Source organism: Streptomyces sp. NPDC048506 (assembly GCF_040651315.1).
Classification (GTDB): Bacteria; Actinomycetota; Actinomycetes; order Streptomycetales; family Streptomycetaceae; genus Streptomyces.
The window spans coordinates 89,324-107,416 of record NZ_JBEZIX010000006.1; the positions used below are offsets into that span (position 1 = coordinate 89,324).

Here is an 18,093-nt window from a genome sequence, read left to right on the forward strand (position 1 = left end):
CCACGGGGGCGGCGGGTGCCCTTCGGCCACAGCCGGAGGGCACCCGCCGCCGCGGGGTCGACTACGCCGCGGCGTCCGCCGCCTGCGCCTTCAGCGCCCGCTCGATGCCCGCCCGGGACTCGGTCACCAGGCGCCGCAGTGCGGCGTTCGGCTCGGCCGAGGCGAGCCAGGCGTCGGTGGCGTCCAGGGTCTCCTGGGAGACCTGGAGCGCCGGGTAGAGGCCCACCGCGATCTGCTGGGCCATCTCGTGGCTGCGGGAGTCCCAGATCCCCTTCACCACGTCGAAGAACCTCGCGGTGTACGGCGCCAGCAGCTCCCGCTGGTCGGTCTGGACGAAGCCGCCGATGACGGCCTCCTGCACGGCGTTGGGGAGCTTGTCGGACTCCACCACCGAGGCCCACGCCTCCGCCTTCGCCGCCGTCGTCGGACGCGCCGCCCGCGCGGTGGCCGCGTGCCGCTCACCGGCGGAGGTCTTGTCCCGCTCCAGCTCCGCCGCGACGGCCTTCTCGTCCGCCCGGCCGGTCGCGGCCAGCCGCTCCAGCAGCGACCAGCGCAGCTCGGTGTCCACGGCCAGCCCGGCGATCTCCTGCGTACCGTCCAACAGGCCCTGGAGCAGGTCCAGTTGCTCGTCGGTGCGGGCCGAGGCGGCGAACGCCCTGGCCCACGCCAGCTGGTGGTCGCCGCCCGGCTCGGCCGCCCGCAGGTGCGTGAGCGCCGCCTCGGTCCAGGTGGCCAGCCCCGTCTCGCGCCACTCCGGTGCCGCGTACAGGTCCACCGCCAGCTTCACCTGGCGGTGCAGCGACTGGACGACACCGATGTCGGACTCCTTGCCGATCCCGGACAGCACCAGCGACAGGTAGTCGCGGGTGGCCAGCTCGGCGTCCCGGGTCATGTCCCAGGCCGACGCCCAGCACAGGGCGCGCGGCAGGGACTCGGTGAAGTCGCCCAGGTGCTCGGTGACCGCCTTCAGCGACTCCTCGTCGAGACGCACCTTGGCGTAGGACAGGTCGTCGTCGTTGAGCAGGACGACGGCCGGCCGCTCCTTGCCCACCAGCTGCGGTACGGCGGTCAGTTCGCCGTCCACGTCCAGTTCGATCCGGTCCGTGCGGACCATCCTGCCGTCCTGGAGGGCGTACGCGCCGATCGCGATCCGGTGCGGCCGCAGCACGGGCTCGCCCTTGGCGCCGGCGGGCAGCGCCGGGGCCTCCTGCCGGACCGCGAACGCGGTGATCACGCCGTTCGCGTCCACCTCGATCTCCGGCCGCAGGACGTTGATCCCGGCGGTCTCCAGCCACATCTTCGACCAGGTCTTCAGGTCGCGGCCGGAGGTCTCCTCCAGCGCGCCCAGCAGGTCCGACAGCCGGGTGTTCCGGTAGGCGTGCCGCTTGAAGTACGCCTGGACGCCCTTGAAGAACTCCTCCATGCCGACGTACGCGACCAGCTGCTTGAGGACGCTGGCGCCCTTGGCGTACGTGATGCCGTCGAAGTTGACCAGCACGTCGTCGAGGTCGCGGATCTCCGCCATGATCGGGTGCGTGGACGGCAGCTGGTCCTGCCGGTACGCCCAGGTCTTCATGGAGTTGGCGAACGTCGTCCAGGAGTGCGGCCACTTCGAGCCCGGCGCGTAGGCCTGGCAGGCGATCGAGGTGTAGGTGGCGAACGACTCGTTCAGCCACAGGTCGTTCCACCACTCCATGGTGACCAGGTCGCCGAACCACATGTGCGCCAGCTCGTGCAGGATCGTCTCGGCACGCACTTCGTACGCCGCGTCCGTCACCTTCGACCGGAAGACGTACTGGTCGCGGATGGTCACCGCACCCGCGTTCTCCATCGCGCCGGCGTTGAACTCCGGCACGAAGAGCTGGTCGTACTTGGCGAACGGGTAGGCGTAGTCGAACTTCTCCTGGAACCAGTCGAAGCCCTGCCGGGTGACCTCGAAGATCGCGTCCGCGTCCAGGTGCTCGGCCAGCGACGGCCGGCAGTAGATCCCCAGCGGGACGTGCTGCCCGTCCTTCTCGTACGAGGAGTGGACGGCGTGGTACGGGCCGACGATCAGGGCCGTGATGTACGTCGAGATGCGCGGCGTCGGCTCGAACCGCCAGACGGTGCCGTCCTCGCCGCCCGGCTCCGGCGTCGGGGAGTTCGAGATCACGGTCCAGCCCTGCGGGGCCTTCACGGTGAACTGGAACGTCGCCTTCAGGTCCGGCTGCTCGAAGGACGCGAACACCCGCCGGGCATCCGGCACCTCGAACTGCGTGTAGAGGTAGGCCTGTTGGTCCACCGGGTCGACGAAGCGGTGCAGCCCCTCGCCGGTGTTGGTGTACGCGCAGTCGGCGACGACCGTCAGCTCGTTGCGGCCGGCCCGGAGCCCCGGCAGCGCGATCCGCGAGTCCTTGAACACCTCGGCGGGATCCAGCGCCGCACCGTTGAGCACCACCTCGTGCACCGTCGGTGCCACCAGGTCGATGAACGAGTCCGCGCCCGCCTCGGCGGCATCGAACCGCACCGTCGTCGCGGACCGGTACGTACCGCCCTCCTGTGCCCCGGAGAGGTCGAGATCGATCTCGTACGCGTCCACGGTCAGCAACCGCGCCCGCAGCTGCGCCTCGTCGCGGGTCAGATTCGTGCCAGGCACCCCGTCATCTCCTTCGCGTTGGTCATCGCACCAGATGTCCGAGCCATCCTTCCACGGCGCGGGCATCACCCGATCGTGGGCCGTGCTGGCTATCGTGGTACCGAGGCTGCCGCCTTCCGACAGGCTGAGACCGGGGGGAGGCGCCGCGATGACACTGATGCATCACGAGACTGCCGAGGACGCCGTGCGAGGCAACACCGGTCACGACCTGCTGCGCTTTCTGGAGGAGCTGCCCGAGCTCGATCAGCTCAAGATCGAGCTCATCGACGGAAAGATCGTGATGCAGGCGTCGGCCACACCGTTCCACAACCTCATTGTCACCAAGCTCGCCACACAGTTCGATGCGGGGGGCTGGACGGCGCTGGCCGAGCAGGCGCTCATCTCCGAGATCTCCAGCTTCGAGCCGAAGCCGGATCTGATCGTCACGACCGCCGAGGCCATCCAGGACAACCGGAATCCCCTCCCCGCCGACCGGGTCGACCTGGTCATCGAGGTGGTGTCGTCCGACCGGGACAGCGACTACATCAAGAAGCGCATGTGGTACGCGATGAGTGAGATCCCGCTGTACCTCCTCGTCGACCCCAACGAAGGCCTGATCGAGCTGTACTCGGACCCGAGCAACCTGAGCTACCGACGTGTGGACCCGTACCGGTTCGGCGATGCCGTCGAGCTGCCGAGGCCCTTTTCCTGCTCCGTCCACACCTCGGGTTTCAGGCTGTATCCGCCCAAGACCCCGTAGCGCCGAAGGCCCGGGACGACGGGGCGGGGTCGGTACGTGCGTACCGGCCCCGCCCCGCTCCGTACGGTCGGCCGCTGGTCAGCCGCGCAGCTCCGCGGCGACCAGCTCCGCGATCTGCACGGCGTTCAGCGCCGCGCCCTTGCGGAGGTTGTCGTTGGCGATGAACAGCGCCAGGCCGTTGTCGACGGTCTCGTCCGCGCGGATGCGGCCCACGTACGACGCGTCCCGGCCGGCGGCCTGGAGCGGGGTGGGGACGTCCGAGAGGACGACGCCGGGCGCGCCGGCCAGCAGCTCCTGGGCCCGGGCGGGGCTGATCGGACGCGCGAAGCGGGCGTTGACCTGGAGGGAGTGGCCGGTGAAGACCGGGACGCGGACGCAGGTGCCGGACACCTTCAGCTCCGGGATCTCCAGGATCTTGCGGCTCTCGTTGCGGAGCTTCTGCTCCTCGTCGGTCTCGCCCAGGCCGTCGTCGACGATCGAGCCGGCCATCGGCAGGACGTTGAACGCGATCGGGCGGACGTACTTGTCCGGGGCGGGGAACTCCACCGCCGAGCCGTCGTGCGTCAGCTTGGTGGCGTCCTGCTCGACCGCCTTGCGGACCTGGCCGTCGAGCTCCTCCACGCCGGCCAGGCCGCTGCCGGAGACCGCCTGGTAGGTGGAGACGACCAGCGAGACCAGGCCGGCCTCCTCGTGCAGCGGACGCAGCACCGGCATCGCGGCCATGGTCGTGCAGTTCGGGTTGGCGATGATGCCCTTGGGGCGGTCCGCGATGGCGTGCGGGTTGACCTCGGAGACCACCAGCGGGACCTCGGGGTCGCGGCGCCAGGCCGAGGAGTTGTCGATCACCACGGGGCCCGCGTCGGCAACCTTCTCCGCCAGCGCCCTGGACGTCGCGCCGCCGGCCGAGAAGAGGACGATGTCCAGCGCGGAGTAGTCGGCGATGGCCGCGTCCTCGACGGTGATCTCGGTGTCCTGCCAGGGCAGGGTGCGACCCGCGGACCGGGCCGAAGCGAACAGCCGCAGCTGCTCGACCGGGAAGTTCCGCTCGGCGAGAATGCCCCGCATCACGCCGCCGACCTGTCCGGTGGCTCCGACGATTCCGACCCTCATGGGACTCCTTCTTTCTCGCCTGACATAGGTGTCTGCTGGGAACACCTGCTCAGTAGTGCCTCCATCATGTGTGTGACACCCGTCGCCTTGTCCAATCCATTCCAGTCTGTGGAGCACTGCCGGGTGATTGAGCGACGGACCGTGTTCGTGATGTCACGCTCCGCGACGTCCCGGCGGGCGGTGGGTGGCGCGGATACCCCGCCGGGTGAACGCGCGGTGACCGCCGGTCGCACCCGCGGGCAGGGCTCCATGGCCGTCCGGTGGTCGGTAGATCCCTGTGCGGTGATGGGTTCCCGGCGTTGCGACGGCGTTCACGCGCAGGTCACCCCCGGTGCCAACGATCCCTGGTGACAGGGCAGTTGCGCTGCTGGACGGCGGCGAGGAGGGCCACTCCCGCCGCCACCGGCCGCGGCCGCCTTCGCGTTCGCACTCGGGGAGCTCGTGCATGTCCCGTATACGGTCCGCCGCCAGTCTCGACCGCCGTACGTTCCTCGCCGCCACCGGCGCCGTCGGCGCCGCCACCGGGCTCGGGCTCGCCTTCGGCGTCGGCCCGGACCGGGCGGCCGAGGCCGCCACCGTCACCCCCGGCCCGGCCCCGGCCGTACCGGTGTCCGTCGACGCCCCCGCCGCGCCCCACGCGCCGTACACCAAGGGCACCACCCTCGGCAGCGTCGCCACCCCGCGCGGCAGCGGGGGCTACCGCCGGCTCGCCGACGGCCCGGCCTGGAACCGGGTCTTCCGCGCCGAGCTGGCCGCCGCGCACGGCGGGCGGGAGCGGCGGCGCACCGCCCTCGCGTCGTTCGTGCAGTTCACCGACCTGCACCTGGTCGACGTGCAGAGCCCGCTGCGCTACGAGTACCTGCGCGCCGAGACGGCGAGTGCCTGGCGGCCGCAGGAGGCGCTGTCCGTCGCCGGCGTCGTCTCGCTGATCGAGCGGGTCAACGCGCTGCCCGGCGGGCCCGCCACCGGCGCCCCGCTGTCCTTCGTGATGACCACCGGCGACAACACCGACAACAACTCCAAGCTGGAGCTGGAGTGGTTCCTGACCGCGATGAGCGGCGGCCGGATCACCCCCAACTCCGGTGACCCGCGCCGCTACGAAGGCGTCCAGGACAGCGGACTGAAGCTGTACTGGCAGCCGGACAGCGCTCTGCGCGACGCCGACAAGCAGCTGGGCTTCCCGCACCTGCACGGGTTCCTGGACGCGGCGATCCGCACCGTGCACAGCCCCGGGCTGCGGCTGCCCTGGTACTCGACGGTCGGCAACCACGACGCGCTGCCCGGCGGGTGCTACGCCCCCGGCGACCCGTTCTTCACCGAGATCGCCACCGGCGGCCGCAAGCTGGAGACGCTGCCGGCGGCCGAGGCGGCCAAGGTCTGGAAGGCGGTCAAGGACGGGCTCGACCCCAAGGGGGAGGACTTCAAGCGGCTGCTGAAGGCCCACGCCCGACAGGCCCGGAGGGTGACCCCGGACGAGCGCCGGGCCCCCTTCACCCGCGCCGAGTACCTGCGCGCCCACCTCGACCCGGCCCGCACCGGCCCCGGCCCGCACGGCCACGGCTACACCGCGGCGAACCTGGAGCAGAACCGCCTCTACTACACCTTCCGGGTCGCCGACCACGTCCTCGGCATCAGCCTGGACACCACCGACCCCGGCGGGCACTACACCGGCTCGATCGGTGAGGCCCAACTGCGCTGGCTGGAACGGACGTTGAAGGAGAACGAGCGGGGCGAGAAGGCGCACGTACTGGTCTTCAGCCACCACACCAGCAAGACCATGAACAACACCCGCCCGGACCCGGCCCGGCCGCACGAGAAGCGGCACGGCGGCGCGGAGCTGGTCGAGCTGCTGGCCGCCCACCCCAGCGTCGTCGGCTGGATCAACGGCCACAGCCACAAGAACGACATCACTCCGCACGGCAGCTTCTGGGAGGTCTCCACCGCGTCGCACATCGACTTCCCGCAACTGGCCCGGGTCATCGAGCTGGTGGACAACCACGACGGGACGCTGTCGCTGATCGCCACCCTGGTCGAGTCGGCCGCCCCGCACCGCACGGACTTCACCGACCTCTCGCAGACCGGGCTGGCCGCCCTCTACCGCGAGCTGTCCTTCAACGCGCCCGAGGCCCGCAAGGACCTGGTCGGCACGGCCCGGGACCGCAACGTCGAGCTGCTGCTCAAGCGGCGCTGACGGGGGCCTTAGGGGGTGGCCGAACAGATCCCGTAGGGGATGCGAGCACCCCCTGTGGGGCCACAACGAGGAGCGGGTGGGCGGTATTCCGGGGTCGGGAGCGACCGGGGTCGGGAGCGACCGGGGCCTGGAGCGACCGGGGCCTGGAGCGACCGGGGCTGGGGCCGGGGGGCCGGGAGCGACCGGCACCGGGACCGTCAGCGCGGTAGGGCCACGACATACGCTGCCGGTTCCCGGTCCGGTGCCGCCATCAACGCCGTACGGACCACCGCGGCCTGCTGCTCGGGCGCCTCGCGCAGGGTGCGCGGCAGGCAGCGGACGACGGCGATGCCGAGCCGCTCCAGATGCTCGCGCTTGTGGTCGAAGGCCGAGTGCAGCGGGTCCTCCTCGGGCCGTGGCGCCCGGGTGTCGATCTCCAGGGCCACCCCGTGCTCCGGCCAGAAGGCGTCCACCCCGCCCAGGTGCGGCCCGCCCGGCAGCCGCAGGTCCACGTTCCACAGCGGGTCGGGCAGGTCGTGCTCGCGCACCATGGCGTACAGCCGCTGCTCGGCCAGCGCCCGTCCCTCGGCGAGCAGGGCGTCGACCGCGTCGACCACGTGCGGCCGGGTCAGCAGCCGGGCCCGGCTCAGCTCGCGCACCACCGCCGGGGCCTCGCAGTGCCCGCCGCGGACCGCCTCGGTCAGCAGCCGGCGCACCGCCGCGGCGTCGTTGAGCCCGGCGACCGCATCCGCCAGGGCGCGTGGCACCGGCGCCGTCGGCACCCCCGTGACTTCCTGCGGCACCGGCAGGTCCACCGCCCGGACGACCTGCGCGAAGCCGGTCGAGCGGAGCCGCCGGGTGCGGGCGACCAGCACCTCGATGCGGTCCAGGACGAGCAGTGGGGGAGCCTCGGAGAAGCCGTGCAGGGCGAGCGCCGCCAGACCGGTGATCATCGCCTGGGGGGTGTCCCCGGACGGGCCGGGCTGCTGGGGCACGGCCGGTCCGCGGTGGGCGGCGTACAGCAGCACCGCGTGCAGCCGCTCCTCGCTGGTCGGCGGCCCGGGGTGGAGCAGGTAGACGCCGGGGAGCACCTGCTGCCAGCAGCCGCCGGGGCGGCAGCGCTCGGTGAGCTCCGCCGCCGGGACGCCGTGGTCCCGCAACTGACGGGCAGTCAGTACCCGGCAACGGAGCCCGGACAGGTGGTGGAGGGGGAGGGGGGAGAGTGGGGTGTCGTGGTTCATGACCGCCAGATTCCCGCGCCCGTTCCACCCCCTAACCGCTGTTACACGCCCGTACCCCAACCCGGACATTCCTGGGCTAAAGTACGGGCGTTCGACTGCCGAAAAGAGCTGGTCGGGGCGGAGGTTACGGCCGCGGTCCGGCCGTCTCGTCACAAGCCTGTGCGCGCAGCGCCCGGGCCAGATCGTCCCGCTCCTCCAGCACCAGCCGGCGCAGCGCGGGCGCCGCCTGCGCGTGCTCGGCCAGCCAGTCGTCCGCGGCGTCCAGCGTGGACTGCTCCACCAACCACGCCGGGAACAGCCCGCGCACCACGGACATCGCGATCTCGATGGACCGCTCCCGCCAGATCCGCTCGATCGCCGCGAAGTAGCGCGGCGCGTACGGCGTCAGCAGCTCCCGCTGCCCGGGCTGCGCGAACCCGGCGATGGTCGCTTCCACCAGAGCGTTGGAGAGCGCATCGGACTCCACCACGTCCGCCCACGCCTGCGCCTTGACCTCGGCCGACGGGCGGGCCGCCAGACAGCGCACCTGATAGCGCTTGCCGGACGCGGTGTCGTCACGGGCCAGCTCCGCGGAGATCGCCGCTTCGTCCGCGACGCCGTGCGCGGCCAGCGGCTCCAGGAACGACCAGCGCAGCTCCTGGTCCACCTCCAGGCCGTCGATCTTCGCCGTACCGTCCAGCAGGCCCTTGAGCAGCTGGAGGTCGGCCGGCGTGGCGGCGATGGCGGCGAAGTGCCGGGCCCAGGTGAGCTGGTGACCGCTGCCCGGCTCGGCGAACCGCAGTTCGTGCAGCGCGCCCTCGGCCAGCTCACGGGCGGCGAGCTCCCGGCGGTCCGGTGCGGAGTAGTGCTCCAGCGCCGTCTGCGCCTGGGCGTGCAGCGACTGAAGGACACCGATCTCGGTCTCCTGGCCGGCGAACCGCCGCACCAGGTCGAGGTAGTCGCGGGCCGGCATCAGCCCGTCGCGGGTCAGCCCCCACAGCGCCGCCCAGCACAGCGCCCGCGCCATCGGGTCGGTCAGGTCGCCGAGCCGGGCCCGCAGGGTGGCCAGCGACCCCTCGTCGAACCGGACCTTGCAGTACGTCAGGTCCTCGTCGTTGACCAGGACCAGCTCGGGCCGCTCCGCGCCGGCCAGCTCCGGCACCTCCGTGCGCGGCCCGGCCACGTCCACCTCGGCGCGGGCGTAGCGCACCAGCGCCGCGTCCCCGCCGTCGGAGAACGCCGTCTGGTGCCGGTAGAGCCCCACCGCCACCCGGTGCGGCCGCAGCTCCGGCTGCTCGGAGGAGGCCTCCTGGAGGATGCTCAGCTCGGTGATCCGCCCGTTCGCGTCATAAGTGACCTGTGGCGTCAGCGAGTTGACGCCGGCCGTCTCCAGCCAGGACCGCGACCAGGCCGTCATGTCCCGCCCGGAGGTCTCCTCCAGCACCGCCAGCAGGTCCGCGAGCCGGGTGTTGCCGTACGCGTGCCGCTTGAAGTAGCGCCGGGCACCCTCCAGGAACGCGTCCTGCCCCACGTACGCCACCAACTGCTTGAGCACCGCCGCGCCCTTGGCGTACGTGATGCCGTCGAAGTTGAGCTTGGCGTCCTCCAGGTCGCGGATGTCGGCGGTGACCGGGTGGGTGGAGGGCAGCTGGTCGGCGCGGTAGGCCCAGGCCTTGCGGCGGTTGGCGAAGGTGATCCAGCCGTTCGCGAACCGGGTCGCCTCCACCAGCGCGAACGCGCCCATGAAGTCCGCGTAGGACTCCTTGAGCCACAGGTCGTCCCACCACTGCATGGTGACCAGGTCGCCGAACCACATGTGCGCCATCTCGTGCAGGATGACGTTGGCCCGGCGCTCGTAGGACGCCTCGGTCACCTTCCCGCGGAAGATGAACTCCTCGCGGAAGGTGACACAGCCCGGGTTCTCCATCGCGCCGAGGTTGTACTCGGGCACGAAGGCGGTGTCGTACTTCCCGAACGGGTACGGGAAGTCGAAGTGGTCGTGGAAGAAGTCCAGGCCCTGCTTGGTGACGGTGAAGACGTCGTCCGCGTCGAAGTGCTTGGCCAGCCCCTTGCGGCAGAGCGCACCCAGCGGCACCTCAAGCTCCGTGCCGTCCTCGAAGGTGCGGTGGTAGCTGTCCGAGACGTAGTGGTACGGGCCGGCGACCACGGCGGTGATGTACGTCGAGATCGGCCGGGTCGTCGCGAACCGGTGCGTCCCCCCGTCGGCCGCCCCCTCCTGGGCGCCGTTGCTCAGCACCACCCACCCCTCGGGCGCGGCGACCTCGAAGGTGAACGGCGCCTTCAGGTCCGGCTGTTCGAAGTTGGCGAAGACCCGACGGGCGTCGGCCGGCTCGTACTGGGTGTAGAGGTAGACCTCGCCGTCCTCGGGGTCCACGAAGCGGTGCAGGCCCTCGCCGGTCCGGCTGTAGGCGCACTGCGCGTCGACGGTGAGGGTGTTCTCGGCGGCCAGGCCGTCCAGCGCGATCCGGGTCCCGTCGAAGACCGCTGCGCAGTCCAGCTCCCGGCCGTTGAGGGTGACGGAGGTGACCTGGGGCGCCAGGAGGTCCGCGAAGGTCGACGCACCGGGCTCGGCGCAGCGGAAGCGGATCGTCGTGCGGGACCGGAAGGTCGCCGCGGCCGGCCCCTGGGTGACCGCTGAGCGGACGTCCAGCGCCACGTCGTAGGCGTCGACGCTCAGCAGCCGGCCCCGCTCACGTGCCTCGTCCCGGGACAGATTCTCACCTGGCACGACGTGACTCCCTCGTCCTCGCCTCGAATATCGAACAACGGGAATCATGGCACGGCCGCCGTCGGTTGAAGCGTCCACAGAACCACACCGTCCACAAGCAGCCTGGCAGCGTCCGTGAACCGACGCAGCGCCGCTCTCACGAGGAGACCCGACGACGTGTCCGAGAACGCCAAGACCCCCGCAGACTTCTGGTTCGACCCGCTGTGCCCCTGGGCCTGGATGACCTCCCGCTGGATGCTGGAGGTGGAGAAGGTCCGCCCCGTCGAGGTGCGCTGGCATGTGATGAGCCTGGCCGTGCTGAACGAGGACAAACTCGATCAGCTGCCCGAGGAGTACGCCGCCAACATGCGTCCGGGCGGCAAGGCGTGGGGCCCGGTCCGTGTGGTGATCGCCGCGCAGCAGCTGCACGGCGACGAGGCCGTCGGCAAGCTGTACACCGCGCTCGGCACCCGCTTCCACAACGAGGGCCTCGGGGTGACCCCCGAGAGCATCGCCGCCGCCCTCGACGACGCGGGCCTGCCCGCCGACCTGATCGAGTACGCCGACAAGGACACCTACGACGCCGAGCTGCGCGCCTCCCACAAGGAGGGCATCGAGCTGGTCGGCCAGGAGGTCGGCACCCCGGTCATCGCCGTCCCCGGCTCGGACGGCGACCAGATCGCCTTCTTCGGCCCGGTCGTCACCCCCGCCCCCAAGGGCGAGGAGGCCGCCAGGCTCTGGGACGGCACGCTGATGGTCGCGTCCATCCCCGGCTTCTACGAGATCAAGCGCACCCGCACCCAGGGCCCGATCTTCGACTGACCCGGCCCGACAACGGGCGAGGCCCCACGAGTCCTGTCCTCGTGGGGCCTCGCCGTTCCTCCGCCTGCCAGGTGAAGGGTGAGAAGACGATCACGAGGCAGGACGTCCGGGGCGCCGGTCAGCCGGTCACGGCGCCAGCAGCAGGTTGTGCGCGCGCTCCTTGGCGGCCGCGTACCGCTTGGCCACGTCCTGCCAGTTCACGACCTTCCACATGGCCTCGATGAAGTCCACCTTCTGGTTCTTGTACTGGAGGTAGAAGGCGTGCTCCCAGGCGTCGAAGACCAGGATCGGCACCGAGCCCTGGCCGATGTTGCCCTGGTGGTCGTAGACCTGCTCGACGATCAGCCGGCCCGTGACGGGCTCGTACGCCAGCACGCCCCAGCCGGAACCCTGGGTGGTCGCCGACGCCTTGGACAGCTGCGCCTTGAACTTGGCGAACGAACCGAAGGACTCGGCGAGGGCGTCGACCAGTTCGCCCACACCGTCCTGCTCCAGCGGCTCGCCGCCGCCGTCACCGGTCATGTTGTGCCAGTAGATGCTGTGCAGGATGTGGCCGGAGAGGTGGAACGCGAGGTTCTTCTCCAGGCCGTTGATGTTGCCCCACTGGTCTTTGTCGCGCGCCTCGGCGAGCTGCTCCAGGGTGTCGTTCGCCCCCTTCACATACGCCGCGTGGTGCTTGTCGTGGTGCAGCTCGATGATCTCGGGGCTGATGACCGGCGCCAACGCCGCGTAGTCGTAGGGAAGTTCCGGAAGTGTGTAGGTCGCCATGCCGATCCCGCCTCCAAGCTGCCCAAGAGCAGTAGTTGCAAATAATGTGCAAGAGCACGCTATCAGCAGGATGGATCACCGGCCGGTTGCGGGCACCGGACTGGTCCCAAAGACGGAGGCGGGGCGGGACCTCGGAAGGAGGTCCCGCCCCGCCTCGGGGACGTTCGGGGTGGGGGCTACTGCGACGCCGAGTCCGCACCGCTGCGCAGGGCCCGCTGCCGCAGCACGCCGATCACGGCCAGCACCGCACCGAAGCCGCCGGTGAACAGCAGCTGGATGCGCTGGTTCTCGTCGCGCAGCATCAGCAGCAGGACCACCGTGATGCCCGCCAGCGCCACCCAGGTCAGCACCGGGAAGGCCCACATCTTGACCACCAGCTTCTCCGGCGCCTCGCGCTCCAGCCGGCGCCGCGTCCGCAGCTGGGCGACGGCGATGAAGCCCCACACCACCAGGACGGCCGCGCCGACCATGTTCAGCAGCCACTGGAAGACCGTGGTGGGCCACCAGAAGCTGAACAGCACCGCCAGGAAGCCGAAGGAGGCGCACATCAGCACCGTACGGCGCGGCACCCCGTTGCTGACCTTGCCGAGGAAGGCCGGGCCCTGGCCGCGGGAGATCAGGGAGTACGCCATCCGCGAGGAGCCGTAGATGTTGGCGTTCACCGCGGAGAGCAGCGCCACCAGGATGACGACGTTCATGATCTGGCCGGCCGCCGGGATCTTGAGGTAGTCCAGGACCGCCACGTACGGGCCGGACTTGGCGATCGAGGGGGCGCTCCAGGGGATGACCGTGACGATGATGGCCATCGAGCCGACGTAGAACAGGGCGATCCGCCACATCGCGGTGCGCACCGCGCGCGCCACGCCGCGGACCGGGTCCTGGGACTCGGCCGCCGCGATCGTCACCGTCTCCAGACCGCCGTACGCGAACACCGATGCCAGCAGACCGACCATCAGGCCGTCCACGCCCTTGGGGAGGAACCCGCCGTCACCGGTGAGGTGCGAGGCGCCCGGCGCGTGGGTGCCCGGGAGCACACCGAGGATGGCCAGCACGCCGAGCACCAGGAAGATGCCGATCGCCGCGACCTTCAGGGCCGCGAACCAGAACTCGAACTCACCGAAGTTGGAGACCGCGGCGAGGTTCGTCCCGGTGAAGATCACCATGAAGAGCAGCACCCACATCCAGGGCTCGGTGCTCGGGAACCACTGGTGCATCACATCCGCGGCGCCCAGCGCCTCCGCGGCCACCGCCACACACAGCAGCGCGGTGAACATCCAGCCCACGGTGAAGCCGGCCCACGAGCCGATGGAGCGCTCGGCGTGCACGGAGAAGGAACCGGAGTCCGGGTTGGCCGCGGACATCTCGCCGAGCATCCGCATGATCAGCATGACCAGCGCGCCGGAGACGGCGTAGGCCAGCACGATCGAGGGGCCGGCCGCCGCGATGCCCTCCCGCGAGCCCACGAACAGGCCCGCGCCGATCACCCCGCCCAGGGCGATCATCGACAGATGGCGCTGCTTGAGGCCGTTGGACAGCGAGGGGCCACTATCGTGGCCGGCGCCCGGCGCGGCGCTGGTCTGCTCGCGCGCGGGTGCGGCGGACGAGGGTGTCCGATTCATGTCGTACCTGTCCCAGTAGGTGAGAGCGGAGCAAGGCGATACTGCGTTCACCCGGGGCCGCGACCGGTGCGACACTGCTGCCAGCCCCCGGCCCCTGCCGGGGCAGCGGATCGCGTAGGGGCCGCCGACGGCTCAACTCCGGGGTCCTCGGCAAAGCTGGCTCAGTTTGAGCGCCGGTGTCCGCTCAGGGCAACAGTCGTGCAGCGAATGTTCGGTATTCAGACGTGATCGTCACCGTGCGTACCTGAATCATCGTCGAATACGACGCCGTGTGACGCCCGTCTCGGTCCGGCCGGGGTGCGGCGCGGGCTCAGTGCCGCGTCCGACGGGCCCTCAGCTCCCGCACGCCGGCGACGACCAGCACCGCGCCGGTCGCCCCGGCCGACCACAGCAGCTGGGGCCGGGCCGCGTCATCGGTCAGCATCAGCACGACCACCCCGGCCATCGCCAGCAGCGCCACCCAGGTCAGATACGGGAAGGCCCACATCCGCAGGGGCAGCTGCCCGCCCGCCGCACGTTCGAGGCGCGGCCGCAGCCGCAGCTGGGAGACCGCGATCAGTCCCCAGACGAACAGCAGGACCGCGCCGACCGCATTGAGCATGTAGAGGAAGACCGAATCCGGCCACTTCAGATTGAGCAGCACCGAGACGAACCCGAAGGCCACCGAGGCCAGCACCGCCCGCCGCGGCACCCCTCCGCCCGACACCTTCAGCAGCCCCCGCGGCGCCTCGCCCCGCTCGGCCAGCGAGAACACCATCCGCGACGAGCCGTACAGATTGGCGTTCAGCGCCGAGAGCAGCGCCACGAACACCACGACGTTCATGATCTGCCCGGCGCCCGGCACCCCGAGGCGGTCCAGCACCGCCACGTACGGGCTCTGCCCCGGCTGGAGCGACGACCACGGCAGCAGCGCGACGATGACCAGCATCGAGCCGACGTAGAAGAACAGGATCCGCCACACCGCACTGCGCACCGCCCGGCCCACCGCACGCGCCGGATCGTCCGACTCGGCCGCGGCGATGGTGACCACCTCCAGCCCGCCGAAGGCGAACACCACCGCCAGCACACCGGAGACCACCCCGCCCCAGCCGTGCGGCAGGAACCCGCCGTGCCCGGTGAGGTTCGCCATCCCGACCGGCTCGCCCGAAGCGTGCGGCCCGTCCGGCAGCACCCCCACGATCGCCAGCACGCCCAGCACGAGGAACAGCACGATCGCGGTGACCTTCAGCGCCGCGAACCAGAACTCGAACTCCCCGAAGTTCTTCACCGCCGCCAGGTTGGCCACCGTGAACACGACCATGAAGAGCAGCACCCAGCCCCACTGCGGCACCGCCGGCACCCAGCCGGCCGCGATCCGCGCCGCGCCGGTCGCCTCCACGGCGAGCACCACGACCAGCAGGAACCAGTACAGCCAGCCGACGCTGAACCCCGCCCAGCGGCCCAGCGCCCGCTCCGCGTGCACCGAGAACGCCCCCGACGCCGGCATCGCCGACGACATCTCGCCGAGCATCCGCATGATCAGCATCGCCAGCGCACCGGCGATCAGATACGACAGCACGATCCCCGGTCCGGCCACCGCGATCCCCGCGCCGGACCCCACGAACAGGCCCGCGCCGATCACCCCGCCCAGGCCCAGCATCGTCAGATGGCGCTGCTTGAGCCCCGCGGACAGCGGCTCCTGCTCGCCGGCGCCCGCGCCGAGCGGGGTCTGCCCGGTGGTGGTCGGTGTGTCGTGCATCAGCTGGTCTCTCTCACTGGGAGGAAAGGAGGAGTGGGGGCGAGGGGTGCGGAGGGTGCGGCGCCGGGAGGTTTGGGGGAACTCCACAGCTCACCGCGGGGCGGAGCCAGTGTCGCCGGACGCCGCGCGCTACCACAAAACCGGCGCCGCGGAACCGCCCCGGCCGTGACGAGCATCACGTGACCTGCGCAGACGCCGAGCAGCCGCCCGGAGCCGGGCCCCGCGGAGGTTGTTCGGAACTCTCCAAGCCGGCCGGTACGGCTTTGTCACCGCCACACGATGATCGCCGGCGGTCGGCTGGACTAACGTCAAGCCGTCCCGACCCGTCCCGCACCACTCACACACCCGCGGAGCCCCGATGAGCACTGCCGCTCTCCACCGCCCCGGCACAGTTCTCGCCGACCTGCTGCCGGTCGCCACCACCGCCTCCCGCGCCCGCGTCCGCGACGCCGCGCTGGTCGTCGGCGGTGCCGTGCTCACCGGCGTCGCCGCCCAGATCGCCGTTCCGGTCCCCGGCTCCCCGGTCCCGGTCACCGGCCAGACCTTCGCCGCCCTCCTGGTCGGCACCTCCCTCGGCGCGGGCCGCGGTCTGCTCTCCCTCGGGCTGTACGCCCTGGCCGGCATCGCCGGCGTGCCGTGGTTCGCCGGCGGGGCCTCCGGCGCCGGCAACGTCACCCTCGGCTACATCCTCGGCATGCTGCTCGCCTCCGGCCTCGTGGGCGCACTGGCCCGCCGCGGCGGCGACCGCGGAGTGCTGCGCACCGCCGCCACCATGGCCGCCGGCACCGCCGTGATCTACGGCGTCGGCGTCCCCTACCTCGCGCTCAGCACCGGCATGTCCCTGGGCCAGGCCGTCGCCGTCGGCCTCGTCCCGTTCCTGTTCGGCGACGCCCTCAAGGCGGCGCTGGCGATGGGCGCGCTGCCGACCGCCTGGAAGCTCGTCGGCCGCCGGGATTGATCCGCACGGCGCGGAAGAACGAGCGGAAGGGGCCCGCACCGACGAGGTGCGGGCCCCTTCCCTGTCGTCTTGCGTTCGTTCTCGCTCGCTCCGTAGCGCGCGACTAGCGACGTGCCCGCCGGCGCTCCAGCAGCAACCCGACGGCCAGCACCACCGCGGCCGCGACCACCGACAGCACCATCTGCTCACGGCCGTCCGGGTCGTAGAACATGTAGCCCACGACGAAGACGATCAGCGCGATCGTCGCGTACGTCAGCCACGGGTACAGCCACATCCGCACGGTCAGCAGCTCCGGCGTCTCCCGCTCCAGCGTCCGGCGCATCCGCAGCTGCGAGAAGCAGATGACCAGCCACACGAACAGCGCCACCGCACCCGAGGAGTTCAGCAGGAACTGGAAGACGGTGTCCTTCGAGGTGTAGCTGAAGATCGTCGCGATGAAGCCGAAGGCGACCGACGCCCAGGTCGCGACCGCCGGCACCCCGCCCTTGTTGACGGTGGCGAACGACTTCGGCGCGTCCCCCCGCTCACCGAGCGAGAACGCCATCCGGGACGCCGTGTACAGCCCGGAGTTCAGACAGGACAGCACCGCGGTCAACACCACGACGTCCATCACCGTGCCCGCGTACGGGATGTCCAGCGACGTCAGCACCGCCACGTACGGGCTCTTGCGCACCGCCGGGTCGTTCCACGGCAGCAGCGTCACGATCACCGTGATCGAGCCGATGTAGAACAGCGCGATCCGCCAGATGACGCTGTTGACGGCCTTGCGGACGGCCTGCACCGGGTTCGGCGACTCACCCGCCGCCAGGGTGACGATCTCGCTGCCCATGAAGGAGAAGACCACCAGCAGCATGCCGGAGAGGATCGCCCCGGGACCGTTCGGCAGGAAACCGCCGTGCCCGGTCAGATTGCTCAGCCCCGCCGCATGGTCACCGGGCGGCAGCCCGAATATCGCCAGTGCCCCGACCAGGATGAACACCACGATCGCGACGACCTTGATCCCCGCGAACCAGAACTCGAACTCGCCGAACGAGCCGACCGAGACCAGGTTGGTGCCGGTCAGCACGATCATCACCAGCAGCGCCCAGGCCCACTGCGGGACGGCCGGCACCCAGCCGGTGAGGATCGCGCCGGCCGCGGTCGCCTCGACCGCCAGCACCACCGACCAGAAGAACCAGTACAGCCAGCCGATGGTGAAGCCCGCCCAACGGCCCAGCGCCCGGTCCGCGTACGCGGAGAACGAACCCGAGGCGGGCGACGCCGCGGCCATCTCGCCCAGCATCCGCATCACCAGCACGACCAGCAGCCCGGTCAGCGCGTACGACAGCAGGATGCCCGGGCCGGCGGCGGCGATACCCGCGCCGGAGCCGACGAACAGACCGGCGCCGATCACCCCGCCGATGGCGATCATCGACAGATGGCGGTTCTTGAGTCCTGCCTGGAGGCCCTCCTGCGACTGCCTCCCGACGGGGTCACCGCCGAAATCGCCGCCAACGGGTACCGCTGTGGTGGTGGGAGTGCCCCCTGCTGCTTGAGAGCGTGGGGGAGGGTGCGCGCCCATGGACACCGTCCTTCGTGGTTCGCGG

The 18,093-nt window shown here is 71.1% G+C and carries 12 protein-coding genes; 4 read left to right on the forward strand and 8 right to left on the reverse strand.

Annotation, left to right across the window (positions count from 1 at the left end):
* Positions 1-61 precede the first annotated feature (61 nt).
* Positions 62-2,635 carry an aminopeptidase N gene (gene pepN / locus AB0C96_RS06295; RefSeq protein ID WP_362914250.1) on the reverse strand — a complete coding sequence of 858 codons (2,574 nt, stop codon included), beginning with the start codon at positions 2,633-2,635 and terminating at the stop codon, positions 62-64.
* A gap of 148 nt (positions 2,636-2,783) precedes the next feature.
* On the opposite strand from pepN (AB0C96_RS06295), the gene AB0C96_RS06300 reads away from it, so the two are divergent.
* Positions 2,784-3,374, forward strand: coding sequence for a Uma2 family endonuclease (locus AB0C96_RS06300; protein WP_362914253.1), 591 nt, complete (start codon positions 2,784-2,786; stop codon positions 3,372-3,374).
* Positions 3,375-3,452: 78 nt separating this feature from the next.
* Here the strand turns inward: AB0C96_RS06300 and AB0C96_RS06305 are convergent, their stop codons facing one another.
* Positions 3,453-4,484, reverse strand: a complete 1,032-nt coding sequence (locus AB0C96_RS06305) for an aspartate-semialdehyde dehydrogenase (RefSeq protein ID WP_362914255.1) — start codon at positions 4,482-4,484, stop codon at positions 3,453-3,455.
* A 445-nt stretch (positions 4,485-4,929) separates the two neighbouring features.
* Here AB0C96_RS06305 and AB0C96_RS06310 point away from each other — a divergent pair, with 445 nt between their 5' ends.
* Entirely contained in the window at positions 4,930-6,675 is a 1,746-nt protein-coding gene (locus AB0C96_RS06310; RefSeq protein ID WP_362914257.1) for a TIGR03767 family metallophosphoesterase, read from the forward strand.
* A gap of 197 nt (positions 6,676-6,872) precedes the next feature.
* Here AB0C96_RS06310 and AB0C96_RS06315 read toward each other — a convergent pair whose 3' ends face one another.
* Positions 6,873-7,895 carry a hypothetical protein gene (locus AB0C96_RS06315; protein WP_362914259.1) on the reverse strand — a complete coding sequence of 341 codons (1,023 nt, stop codon included), beginning with the start codon at positions 7,893-7,895 and terminating at the stop codon, positions 6,873-6,875.
* A gap of 124 nt (positions 7,896-8,019) precedes the next feature.
* The gene (gene pepN, locus AB0C96_RS06320) at positions 8,020-10,623 is read right to left on the reverse strand and encodes an aminopeptidase N (protein ID WP_362914261.1); all 2,604 of its coding nucleotides are present in this window, start codon (positions 10,621-10,623) and stop codon (positions 8,020-8,022) included.
* 156 nt (positions 10,624-10,779) lie between these two features.
* Here pepN (AB0C96_RS06320) and AB0C96_RS06325 point away from each other — a divergent pair, with 156 nt between their 5' ends.
* Positions 10,780-11,424 (forward strand): DsbA family protein, encoded by a 645-nt coding sequence (locus AB0C96_RS06325; RefSeq protein ID WP_362914263.1) that lies wholly within the window; start codon positions 10,780-10,782, stop codon positions 11,422-11,424.
* A 126-nt stretch (positions 11,425-11,550) separates the two neighbouring features.
* Here AB0C96_RS06325 and AB0C96_RS06330 read toward each other — a convergent pair whose 3' ends face one another.
* The 3 genes from AB0C96_RS06330 to AB0C96_RS06340 all read right to left on the reverse strand — a co-directional run bounded on the left by AB0C96_RS06330 (position 11,551) and on the right by AB0C96_RS06340 (position 15,549).
* Positions 11,551-12,192, reverse strand: a complete 642-nt coding sequence (locus AB0C96_RS06330; protein WP_362914265.1) for a superoxide dismutase — start codon at positions 12,190-12,192, stop codon at positions 11,551-11,553.
* A gap of 176 nt (positions 12,193-12,368) precedes the next feature.
* Positions 12,369-13,811, reverse strand: a complete 1,443-nt coding sequence (locus AB0C96_RS06335) for an amino acid permease (protein ID WP_362914267.1) — start codon at positions 13,809-13,811, stop codon at positions 12,369-12,371.
* A gap of 310 nt (positions 13,812-14,121) precedes the next feature.
* Positions 14,122-15,549 (reverse strand): amino acid permease, encoded by a 1,428-nt coding sequence (locus AB0C96_RS06340; RefSeq protein ID WP_362914268.1) that lies wholly within the window; start codon positions 15,547-15,549, stop codon positions 14,122-14,124.
* Between the two features lie 358 nt (positions 15,550-15,907).
* Between AB0C96_RS06340 and AB0C96_RS06345 the strand changes: the two genes are divergently transcribed.
* Positions 15,908-16,507, forward strand: a complete 600-nt coding sequence (locus AB0C96_RS06345) for a biotin transporter BioY (RefSeq protein WP_362914270.1) — start codon at positions 15,908-15,910, stop codon at positions 16,505-16,507.
* Positions 16,508-16,610: 103 nt separating this feature from the next.
* On the opposite strand, the gene AB0C96_RS06350 is transcribed toward AB0C96_RS06345, so the two are convergent.
* Positions 16,611-18,068, reverse strand: coding sequence for an amino acid permease (locus AB0C96_RS06350; protein WP_362914272.1), 1,458 nt, complete (start codon positions 18,066-18,068; stop codon positions 16,611-16,613).
* Positions 18,069-18,093: the final 25 nt, after the last annotated feature.

Excerpts from the sequence above, each read along its gene's own strand:
- AB0C96_RS06310 (WP_362914257.1), top strand. The coding sequence starts at position 4,930 with ATGTCCCGTATACGGTCCGCCGCCAGTCTCGACCGCCGTACGTTCCTC.
- AB0C96_RS06335 (WP_362914267.1), bottom strand. The coding sequence starts at position 13,811 with ATGAATCGGACACCCTCGTCCGCCGCACCCGCGCGCGAGCAGACCAGC.
- AB0C96_RS06340 (WP_362914268.1), bottom strand. The coding sequence starts at position 15,549 with ATGCACGACACACCGACCACCACCGGGCAGACCCCGCTCGGCGCGGGC.
- AB0C96_RS06350 (WP_362914272.1), bottom strand. The coding sequence starts at position 18,068 with ATGGGCGCGCACCCTCCCCCACGCTCTCAAGCAGCAGGGGGCACTCCC.
- AB0C96_RS06300 (WP_362914253.1), top strand. The coding sequence starts at position 2,784 with ATGACACTGATGCATCACGAGACTGCCGAGGACGCCGTGCGAGGCAAC.
- AB0C96_RS06315 (WP_362914259.1), bottom strand. The coding sequence starts at position 7,895 with ATGAACCACGACACCCCACTCTCCCCCCTCCCCCTCCACCACCTGTCC.
- AB0C96_RS06330 (WP_362914265.1), bottom strand. The coding sequence starts at position 12,192 with ATGGCGACCTACACACTTCCGGAACTTCCCTACGACTACGCGGCGTTG.
- AB0C96_RS06305 (WP_362914255.1), bottom strand. The coding sequence starts at position 4,484 with ATGAGGGTCGGAATCGTCGGAGCCACCGGACAGGTCGGCGGCGTGATG.
- AB0C96_RS06345 (WP_362914270.1), top strand. The coding sequence starts at position 15,908 with ATGAGCACTGCCGCTCTCCACCGCCCCGGCACAGTTCTCGCCGACCTG.